The sequence below is a fragment of the Methylobacterium sp. Leaf94 genome (genome assembly GCF_001426045.1).
Lineage (GTDB): Bacteria > Pseudomonadota > Alphaproteobacteria > Rhizobiales > Beijerinckiaceae > Methylobacterium.
This window is the reverse complement of sequence record NZ_LMRM01000042.1, coordinates 1-9903: the sequence shown is the minus strand read 5'-3', so window position 1 is coordinate 9903 and position 9903 is coordinate 1. Positions and strand designations below refer to the sequence as shown.

The 9903-nt window shown below is 70.7% G+C and carries 8 protein-coding genes; 5 read left to right on the top strand and 3 right to left on the bottom strand.

What is annotated here, in order from left to right:
• Window positions 1–290: 290 nt before the first annotated feature.
• Window positions 291–2351, top strand: coding sequence for a M23 family metallopeptidase (locus ASG63_RS18355; RefSeq protein ID WP_056219813.1), 2061 nt, complete (start codon window positions 291–293; stop codon window positions 2349–2351).
• A 57-nt stretch (window positions 2352–2408) separates the two neighbouring features.
• On the opposite strand, the gene gluQRS is transcribed toward ASG63_RS18355, so the two are convergent.
• Genes gluQRS through ASG63_RS18340 form a run of 3 tightly spaced genes read right to left on the bottom strand, consistent with a single transcriptional unit; the run spans window position 2409 to window position 5747 of the window.
• Window positions 2409–3308, bottom strand: a complete 900-nt coding sequence (gene gluQRS, locus ASG63_RS18350; protein WP_056219810.1) for a tRNA glutamyl-Q(34) synthetase GluQRS — start codon at window positions 3306–3308, stop codon at window positions 2409–2411.
• 28 nt (window positions 3309–3336) lie between these two features.
• Complete coding sequence (locus tag ASG63_RS18345) at window positions 3337–3618, bottom strand: hypothetical protein (RefSeq protein WP_056219807.1); 282 nt, start codon at window positions 3616–3618, stop codon at window positions 3337–3339.
• Window positions 3619–3656: 38 nt separating this feature from the next.
• On the bottom strand, window positions 3657–5747 hold the full coding sequence (locus tag ASG63_RS18340; protein WP_056219805.1) for an ATP-binding protein: 2091 nt from the start codon (window positions 5745–5747) through the stop codon (window positions 3657–3659).
• A 221-nt stretch (window positions 5748–5968) separates the two neighbouring features.
• Here ASG63_RS18340 and trpA point away from each other — a divergent pair, with 221 nt between their 5' ends.
• The 4 genes from trpA to ASG63_RS18320 form a co-directional block, all read left to right on the top strand.
• A complete protein-coding gene (gene trpA, locus ASG63_RS18335) occupies window positions 5969–6826 on the top strand; it encodes a tryptophan synthase subunit alpha (RefSeq protein ID WP_056219801.1) in 858 nt (285 codons plus the stop codon).
• A 62-nt stretch (window positions 6827–6888) separates the two neighbouring features.
• Window positions 6889–7797 (top strand): acetyl-CoA carboxylase, carboxyltransferase subunit beta, encoded by a 909-nt coding sequence (gene accD, locus ASG63_RS18330; protein ID WP_056219816.1) that lies wholly within the window; start codon window positions 6889–6891, stop codon window positions 7795–7797.
• A gap of 45 nt (window positions 7798–7842) precedes the next feature.
• Window positions 7843–9168: a bifunctional folylpolyglutamate synthase/dihydrofolate synthase gene (locus ASG63_RS18325; protein ID WP_056219798.1), complete on the top strand. Its 1326-nt coding sequence runs from the start codon at window positions 7843–7845 to the stop codon at window positions 9166–9168.
• Window positions 9169–9298: 130 nt separating this feature from the next.
• A partial coding sequence (locus ASG63_RS18320) for an outer membrane protein (RefSeq protein WP_056219795.1) occupies window positions 9299–9903 on the top strand: 605 nt, incomplete at its 3' end.

The following is a 9903-nucleotide window of genomic DNA, read 5'->3' as shown; positions in this document are numbered from 1 at the left end:
ACCCCAGGCCCAAACCCCGCCAATCGTCAGGAGATGCAAAAGCAAGCCGCCAACCCCGTTGGCCGCCCGCCGATGAACCGGGGTATACGGATCACTCCCAGACCCGTCAACTGCCGGAAACGAAAAAACTTCCCCGTGGGTGTCACGGCGCCCCTCCCCTCCTCCGGTGACGGGCGCGCCGAAACGTGCCTCAATCTCGACATGCTGGGCCACGACATCCGTCGCCGGTCGCTTCGCAGCGCCCTGCGCGGGGACTCCGCGTCGCCGATACACAAATCAGGAATGTCAGAGTGAAGCGCGGCCGTCTGAAGATCGGGGAGCGGGACGGCCCAACGGAGGCGCGCGCGCCGGGACGGTCGCCGAACGGCAGCCTTCCGGCCCTCGATCTCCTCGGTCCCGACGCCGCGCGGATCGACCGGCGCGACGTCAATCTGCGCTGGCTTTGCGCCAGCGCGCTCACCGGCCTGACGGGCGCGGCGCTGATCGGCGCGGCGATCCACGTCTCCCTGCAGAGCGAGGTCTCCTTCGCGGCGATCCCCGAGCGAGCCTCGAACGCCGTTCGGCCCGCCCTCAGCGACGGCACCGCCAACGTGGCCCGCAAGAGCGACCGGCTGGTGCGGAACCTGATGATCGCCTCGGCCAAGCAGAGCTTCCGCTCGCCCGTGACGGTACGGCTCGGCGACCGCGAGATCATCAAGGTGCGGCCCTTCATGCGCGTCTCGACCGCGCTCTCGATGACGACGGGCGTCTTCGCGACCGAGATGCCGCGCTTCGATCCGATGAAGCTCAGCACGGACGAGCCCCTGGAACGCGCGCCCGAGTCGGGCCTGGCGGATGCGCCGGGCGCCGAGGTCTCCGTGATCAAGCGCGATCTCGCCGGGATCGACGTCGAGGCCGGCGCCCCGGCCCTCTCCGACGACGACGTGGCGGCGCAGATCGAGGAGGAGCGGCGCCTCTCGGCCGAGGCAGGCCGCCGGGCCGCGATCCCGATCGCGCCCCAGATCATGCTGTCGCGGACCCTGCAGCAGGGTATGGCGGCGTCACGCTTCGATCCGGCCGCACGCCTCGGCGACGAGGGCTCGCCCTTCAAGTCCATCGACGTCCTGGTGGTGCCGGAGAACGTCACCAGCCTAGCCAAGAGCGGCGCCGGCTCCGAGCCGCCCCTCGTCGAGGAGCGCGACCTCGCCCTCAAGCGCGGCGAGACGCTGGAGGCCGCCCTCAAGAACACGGCGCGGGCCGGCGACGACCAGATTCGCGGCATCGTGGCCGCCCTCGGCGGGCGCACGCGCACGGCCGACCTTTCCGAGGGCCAGCAGTTCCGGGTCCAGGTCGCACCCGGGCCACGGCCCGGCGATCCGCGTCAGGTGACCCGCGTGGTGCTCTACGGCGAGAGCGGCATCGAGGGGATCGCGGCGATCAATGATCGCGGCACCTTCGTTTCCGTCGCGCCGCCAACCGAGGACGCCCCCTCGCGGGCAGCGCCGGCGGTGGCGGACGCTTCCGAGGACGGCGAGGAGGACGGCGGCACGGGTCCGCGCCTGTATCAGAGCCTCTACGAGACGGCAGCCCGGCACGACCTGCCCCGCGGTGCCGTGGACGACCTGGTCAAGATCTTCGGCTACGACGTCGATTTCCAGCGCCGGATCTCGCAGGGCGACAGCCTCGACGTCTTCTATACCTTCGACGACGAGGGGGCGCAGGGCTCCACCGAACGGCCGGAACTGCTCTACGCCTCGCTCAATCTGGGTGGCGAGGTGCGCAAGGTCTTCCGCTTCCAGTCCCCCGACGACGGGACGATCGACTACCTCGACGAGCAGGGTCGGTCGCTCAAGAAGTTCCTCATCCGCAAGCCCATCGCCGACGGCATCATGCGCTCGGGCTTCGGCTATCGGCGCCACCCCGTGCTCGGCTACGCGAAGCTGCATACCGGCGTCGACTGGGCGAACCCGATCGGCACGCCCATCGTGGCCGCCGGCAATGCGACGGTGCTGAAGGCGGATTGGGATTCGGGCTATGGCCGCCGAGTGGAATTGCAGCACATCAACGGCTACGTCACGACCTACAATCACATGTCCCGCTTCGCCCGCGGCATCACCGCCGGCGCCAAGGTGCGCCAGGGCCAAGTGATCGGCTATGTCGGTTCGACCGGCCTCTCCACGGGTGCCCACCTCCACTACGAGGTCATCATCAACGGGCACTTCGTCGACCCGATGAAGATCCGCGTCCCCCGCGGGCGCGAACTCGACGGGCGAATGCTCGCGGAGTTCACCCGCCAGCGCGAGCAGATCGAGGGCACGATGCAGAAGTCGCGCACGGCCTCCGCCATGGCCCAGCGCGACGCGATGCGCTGATCCCGGCCCCGACGGTCCCGTCCCTCATATCTGCATTCTCGGGCTGATCGCCGCCGCTCAGGCGAAACCGAGGCGGGCCCGTATGCCCGCCGGGCTCTCGCCGGACGCGCGCAGGTCGGCGAGGGAACGCGAGCCGCGGGATTTCGCGAGCTTCTCGCCCGAGGCGTCCCGCAGCAGGGCGTGGTGATGGTAGCGGGGTGACGGCGCCCCGATCAGGGCCTGCAGCAGGACGTGCAGGTCGGTGCTGGCGCGCAGGTCTTCGCCTCGGACCACGTGGGTGATGCCCTGCACGGCATCGTCCATCACGACGGCGAGGTGATAGCTCGTCGGCACGTCCCGGCGGGCGATGACGGGGTCCCCCCACCGTGCCGGATCGGCGGCCTCGTCCCGCTCGATGCCGATTTGGCGGACAGCCCCCCTCCCCTCCCCCGCCGCGACGGCGAAGGTCCGCACCACGTGCGGGCCGGGTGACGCGGCCAGGGCCGTGTCGAGCCGCCAGGTATGCGGCTCGCCAGCGGCGCGTCGCCGATCGGCGACGCTCTCGGACAGGGCCCGGCAGGTGCCCGGATAGAGCGGCGCTCCGTCGGGGTCGCGGGGCACCGGCGCGCCGCGGCCGGCGTCGGCCTCCACCACCGCGGCGATCGCGCCGCGGGAGCAGAAGCACGGATAGGCCAGACCGCGCTCGGCCAGCGCAGAGACCTGGTACCGGTACGCGTCGAGATGTTCCGACTGTCGGCGCTCGGGGGGCGCGAACCGCAGGCCGAGCCAGGCGAGGTCCTCACGGAGGCCCTGGATCAGCTCCGGGCGCGACCGGACCGGATCGATGTCCTCGATCCGCAGCAGCAGGCGGCCGCCGATGCCCCGCGCGAGGGCATCGTTCAGGAGGGCGGAGGCGGCGTGTCCGAGATGCAGGCGGCCGTTCGGGCTGGGGGCGAAGCGGAAGACCGGGGCGTTCACGGACGGATCCCTCCCGACCGCCGGTCGATCAGCCGCCGACGCGGCGCAGGCAGCTCTGTTCCTTCGCCACGCAGGCGATCCCCGGCAGGGAGCAATGGATGCCCCCCTCGCCGCGCTGGCAGACGCGGCAGCCGTCGCCCCACTCGGCACAGGCCGTGTCCTCGCTCGGCGCCACGCTCGCCCTGGGGTGCGACGGCGCCGGTACGGCGGCCCCGATCAGCACCGTCGCGGCGGTGAGGGCGACCACGCCCCAGGCGACGCGGCGGTCGTGGGTGCGCGTCGGCGCGTCGGATATGCGGTCATCGGCCATGGCGCGGTGTTCGCGCGGGCGGACCGGCGTGTCAACGTTCACGCGGCTGCCGCACGACCAGCCAGCAAGTCCGGCAGGGCCCGGAGATCCAGGGGCTTGGCGAGAAAATGATCGAAGCCGGCCGCTCGGGCCTCCCGCTCGTCGTCGCGGCCCGCATTGGCGGTGAGTGCGATGAGCCGGAGTGCGGAAGCGCGAGGCCCGCTCTCGCCGGCGCGAATCCGTCGGGCGGTCTCGAGCCCGTCGAGCCCGGGCATGCGGATGTCCAGGAGGGCGAGATCGAAGGGCGCCGCGTCGGAGGCTTCGCGGATGCGAGCGAGCGCCTGCTCCCCGTCCCGCGCGAGGACGACGATCGCCCCGAGGCGTTGCAGGGCCTTGGTGGCCAGGAGGGCGTTGATCGGGTTGTCCTCGGCCAGGAGCACGCGCGGTCCGCCGGAGATCGGGGCAAGCAGAACCTCCGATCCTGGCTGAACGGCGGCCCGGTGCGCGGCCTCGTTCGGCGTCGCCGGCCGCTCGCCCCGCGGGGGGGCCGGCGCGAGCAGGCGATCGAACAGCGAGCGGGCGCGCACGGGCTTCACGAGGTAACTGTCAAAACCGGACGCGGCCGGCGCACCGAAGTCGCGTCGATCGAAGGGGGAGAGCAGCACCAGGCAGCAGCGCACGCCGTGCCGCCGCGCCTCCCCGGCGAGGGCTCGAACGGCGGCGTCCCCGAGGGTCCGATCCGCCAGGAGGGCGTCGAAGGCGGCCCCCGGCAGCGCGGCGAGTCCCGCCTCGAGGTCCGGCACCACCCGGGCTGAGGCCCCGGACCGCGTCAGCCGGCGCGCGAGGTAGGGCGCCTGGAACGGCGAGCTCGCCACGATGAGGACCCGGCGTCCCGCGAAACCGGGCGGGCGCTCCCGTCCCGCCTCGGCGACATCGAGCGGAAGGGCGACGGTGAAGGTGCTGCCCGTGCCGAGGCGCGACGTCGCCTCGACATGGCCACCCATCCGGGTGACGAGGCGACGCGTGATGGCGAGGCCGAGCCCGGTTCCCTCGTGCCGTCGGCTCGCACTGTCGTCGCCCTGCTCGAACTCCTCGAACAGGCGCGGGATGCGGTCCTGCGGGATGCCCGGACCCGTGTCCGAAATGGCGATGCGCAGATGGCCGTCCCCGTGGGTCAGTTCCACCCCGACGCCACCGGTCCCCGTGAACTTGATGGCGTTGCCGGCGAGGTTCACGAGGATCTGCCGGACCCGGTCCGCGTCGCCGATCACGAGGCGCGGGACGTCGTCGGCAACGTCCACGGCGATCTCGATGCCCTTGTCCTGGGCGCGGGGCGCGAGCAGCTCCACAACGCCCTCGGCGATCTCGGCCGGATCGAAGGGCTCGGCGGCGAGGTCGAGGCGTCCCGCCTCGATCCGTGAGAAATCGAGGATACCGTCGATCAGGGTCAGCAACGCCTTGCCCGAGGTGCCGATGGCCTCGACGTAGGTGCGCTGCTCCGGATCGAGCCCGGTCTCGAGGACGAGGTCGGCCATGCCGAGAATCCCGTTCAGCGGCGTGCGGAACTCGTGGCTCACGGTGGCGAGGAAGCGCGACTTCGCCACGTTGGCGGCTTCGGCCCGGGTCAGGGCCTCGTCCAGGGAGCGGGCGGATTCGACCCGCTCGGTGATGTCGGCACCGGCACGCAGCCATTGGGTCTCGCCATTGCTGCCCGGCACCGCCATCTCGATGAACGTGTACCAGCGCGGCGTCCCCGTGGCCGGGGCGAGCCGCATCTCGATCCGGCGCACGCCGTCCGCCTGCCGCACGATCTCGCCGGTCTCCAGCACCTCCGGCTGGCGGGTCGTGCCGAGGAGCGACAGGGGCTCGGCCCCGACGAGACGGCCGAAGCCCGCGTTGGCGAAGGTGATCCGGCCCTGGGAATCCCGTTGGACGATGATCTCCGTCGTGGCCTGCACCAAGGCGCGGTAGCGCTCTTCGTTCTCGGAGAGGCGCCAGATCCGGTCCTCGAGATGCTCGGTGCGTCCCTCCTCTTGCGCGACCGGCCGGGGGCCAACTCTGGCCCGATGGCTGCGCGCGCGCAGAAGCCAGCCCGCCAGGAAGGCCAGACCGGACGGGAGAAGGACAAGGACGATGTCCGGCAGAGTCATGCAGCCAGCCCCTGGCGGGTCGGGACCCCACCGGGGGCCGACCATGCCGCCCGAGGTTGAAGGCCGGCTTTCGAAAGGCTGTTAAAGGTTCGTTGCCGGCCCCCTTCGGGATTGACGCGACGCGCCGTACGCTTCACGGGCCGGTCGCGATGGTGTAGGCGCGGCGGCTTGATCCCGGGCCGCGCTCCCGGCGGCTCCGAGGAACGCGAGACGTGAGTGTCATGACGGCTACGAGTTCGGCAAATCCCGGTCAGGCGCGGATCGCCGCCGCCTTCGCGCGCTGCCGCGTTGAGAAGCGGGCGGCCCTGGTGACCTACGTCATGGCCGGCGACCCGGATGCCGAGACCTCCCTGAAGGTCCTGCAGGCCCTCCCGGCCGCGGGGGCCGACATCGTCGAGTTCGGCCTGCCCTTCACCGATCCCATGGCCGACGGCCCGGCGATCCAGGCGGCCGGCCTGCGCGCGCTCAAGCACGGGCAGGGTGTGGTACGGACCCTCGACCTCGTCCGGCGCTTCCGCGCGGGGAATATCGAGACGCCGGTGATCCTGATGGGATACTACAACCCCATCCATGCCTACGGCGTCGCGCGTTTCCTCGACGATGCTCTGGCGGCCGGCATCGACGGCCTGATCATCGTCGACCTTCCGCCGGAGGAAGACGACGAGCTCTGCCTTCCGACGCTGGAGAAGGGCCTCGCCTTCATCCGGCTCGCCACGCCGACCACCGACGAGAAGCGCCTGCCGGCCGTTCTCGCGAACACGGCGGGCTTCGTCTACTACGTCTCGATCACCGGCATCACCGGTACGGCGAAGCCGAACTTCGACCGGGTCGCGGAAGCCGTGGGCCGGATCCGGCGCCACACCGACCTGCCCATCGTCGTGGGCTTCGGCGTGCGCACCGGCGCGGATGCCGCCGCGATCGCCCGCGGCGCCGACGGGGTGGTGGTCGGCTCGGCCCTGGTCGATGCCATGCGGGCGACTCTCGACGAAGAGGGCGCGTCGAAGGGCGGGACGGTCGAGGCCGTCAGCGCCCTGGTCCGCGAGCTGGCCGAGGGCGTTCGCTCCTCGCCCCGCGCCTGACGCAATTTACAGAGACCTTTCGGCTCGCTCGCTTCGAGCCCGCACAAGGACGCCGTCGCATGATGGTTGAACCGATGAACTGGATCTCGGAGGTCGTTCGCCCCAAGATCAAGACCTTGTTCAAGCGCGAGACCCCGGAGAACCTCTGGGTCAAATGTCCCGACACGGGCCAGATGGTCTTCCACAAGGAGGTGGAGAGCAACCATTGGGTCATTCCGGGCTCCGAGCACCACCTCAAGATGAGCGCCCAGGCGCGCCTCAAGATGATGTTCGACGAGGGAACCTGGATCGACGTGCCCCTGCCGGAGGTCGCCGCGGACCCGCTCAAGTTCCGCGACGAGAAGCGCTACGTCGACCGCCTGAAGGACGCTCGGGCCAAGACCGGGATGACCGACGCCTTCAAGGTCGGCTTCGGCCGGGTCTCCGGCCTGCCGATGACGCTGGCGGTGCAGGACTTCGCCTTCATGGCCGGGTCGCTCGGCATGGCGGCGGGCGAGGCCTTCGTGCGCGGCGCCGAGACCGCCCTCGACAAGCGCACCCCCTACATCCTGTTCTCCGCCTCGGGCGGCGCGCGCATGCAGGAGGGCATCCTGTCGCTGATGCAGATGCCCCGCACCACCGTGGCGGTGCGCCGGCTCAATGCCGCCAAGCTGCCCTACATCGTGGTGCTCACCAATCCGACCACCGGCGGCGTCACCGCGTCCTACGCGATGCTGGGCGACGTCCATCTGGCGGAGCCCGGTGCGCTGATCTGCTTTGCCGGCCCCCGCGTCATCGAGCAGACGATCCGTGAGAAGCTGCCCGACGGGTTCCAGCGCGCGGAATACCTGCGCGACCACGGCATGGTCGATCAGGTCGTGCACCGGCACGCCCTGAAGGACACGATCGCCAACCTGTGCGGTCTCCTCATGAACCAGGAGCCCGGAGCGCAGCCGGCCCGGACGGCCACGCCGGTCCCTGAGCCCGTCTGAGGCGCCACACCCCGCTCCCTTCCCTTCGCGACACGACGTTCGATCATGGATTCCTCCGACGCGCTGATGGCGCGCTTCCTCGCCCTCCACCCGCGCACGATCGACCTGTCGCTCGGGCGGATCGAGCGCCTGCTTGCCCGGCTCGGACATCCCGAGCGCAAGCTTCCGCCGGTGATTCACGTCGCCGGCACCAACGGGAAGGGCTCGACCATCGCCTTCATGCGGGCGATCCTCGAGGCGGCGGGGCTGGCGGCCCACGTCTACACCTCGCCCCACCTCGTGCGCTTTCACGAGCGCATCCGCATCGGCGCGATCGGCGGCGGCCACTTCGTGCCCGAGGACCAGCTCGCCGATGCCTTCGCGCGCTGCGAGGCCGCCAACGACGGCGAGCCGATCACGGTGTTCGAGATCACCACGGCGGCCGCCCTGCTGCTGTTCTCCGAGCAGCCCGCGGACGTGCTCCTCCTGGAGGTCGGCCTCGGCGGCCGGGTGGACGCGACGAACGTGATCGACAGTCCCGCGGCCGCGGTGGTCACACCGATCGGGCGCGACCATGCGGAGTACCTCGGCGACACCGTCGAGGCCGTGGCCACGGAGAAGGCCGGGATCTTCAAGAAGGGCTGCCCGGCGATCATCGCCGCGCAGGACTACGCCGAGGCCGATTCCGCGCTCTGCCGCCTCGCCGAGGCCGCCGGGGCCATGCCGATCCGGGTCGGCAACCAGGATTTCTCGGTCCATGCCGAGCGCGGGCGCCTCGTCTACCAGGACGATCTCGACCTGTTCGACCTGCCGAAGCCGCGCCTGAACGGCCGGCACCAGTTCACCAATGCGGGCACGGCGATCGCTGCCCTACGCGCGGCCGGCTTCGGCGATATCGGCACCGCCGCCATCGAGGCCGGCCTGAACTCCGTCGAGTGGCCCGGACGCCTGCAGCGGCTGAACCGGGGACGCCTGTCCGAGCTCGTGCCGCCGGGCGCCGAGCTCTGGCTCGACGGCGGCCACAACATCGACGGCGGGCGCATCCTCGCCGCCGCCATGGCGGATCTCGGCGAGCGCTCCGACGTGCCGCTGGTTCTCATCGTCGGGTTGCTGGGTACCAAGGACGCGGAGGGGTTCCTGCGCAATTTCATCGGTCTGGCGCGGGTGCTCGTGGCGGTTCCGATCGCCGGCCAGATGGCGGCCAGACCCGCCGACGAGGTGGCGAGCATTGCGGCGGAGGTCGGCCTGAACGCGCAGTCCGCGCCGAGTGTCGAGGCCGCCCTGGAGAGCCTGGCCGATATCGCGTTCGAGCAGCCGCCACGCATCCTGATCTGCGGTTCGCTTTACTTGGTGGGCGCTGTGCTGACCGCGAACGGGACGCCTCCCACCTGATTTTCCTTAACTTTTCCCGGGGTTCGCTCACGACCACGTCAGCTCTGCTGTGTGACCCTGGCGCTACATCTTGGCTGTGGAAACTGCAGTAGGTTCTCCCTCGATCGGGCATATCGCTGGGGATCAAATAATGAAAAAGCTTCTTACGTCTTTCGCGGCCTTCACGGCCCTCACCGCGGCCGCTTCGGCCGCTGACCTTCCGCGTCGCGCGGCGCCCCCGGTGTTCGTGCCGGTGCCGGTGTTCACCTGGACCGGCTTCTACGCCGGTTTCAACGCTGGTTACGGCTTCGACGCCTCCAGCAACAACCAGCCGACCGTCATCGGCGTGAACGGCGCCAGCACCCTGGTCCTGCCGGGCACCACCGCTGTCGTCGCCTTCCAGAACGGCCAGAGCAACGACGGCTTCGTCGGCGGCGGTCAGATCGGCTACAACTACCAGTTCACCCCGGGCTCCGGTGTCGTGATCGGTGTCGAGGCCGATGCCCAGTACGTCGACTTCGGTCGTGAGCGGAACCGCTTCACGGCCACCGGCCCGCTGGCCGCCCAGCAGGTCTTCAACCCGGCCGGCATCTCGGGCCTCGACTACTTCGGCACCGTCCGCGGTCGCCTCGGCTACGCCTTCGACCGCGTCCTGTTCTACGGCACCGGCGGCTTCGCCTACGGTTCGGGCGGCGGTCGCGACTTCGGTCTGACCAACCGCAGCCGTGACGACTTCCAGACCGGCTGGGCTGCCGG

Bases quoted from the DNA above. Each gene is read 5' to 3' on its own strand.
- ASG63_RS18340 (WP_056219805.1), bottom strand. From the start codon at position 5,747: ATGACTCTGCCGGACATCGTCCTTGTCCTTCTCCCGTCCGGTCTGGCC.
- ASG63_RS18345 (WP_056219807.1), bottom strand. From the start codon at position 3,618: ATGGCCGATGACCGCATATCCGACGCGCCGACGCGCACCCACGACCGC.
- accD (WP_056219816.1), top strand. From the start codon at position 6,889: ATGGTTGAACCGATGAACTGGATCTCGGAGGTCGTTCGCCCCAAGATC.
- ASG63_RS18325 (WP_056219798.1), top strand. From the start codon at position 7,843: ATGGATTCCTCCGACGCGCTGATGGCGCGCTTCCTCGCCCTCCACCCG.
- trpA (WP_056219801.1), top strand. From the start codon at position 5,969: ATGACGGCTACGAGTTCGGCAAATCCCGGTCAGGCGCGGATCGCCGCC.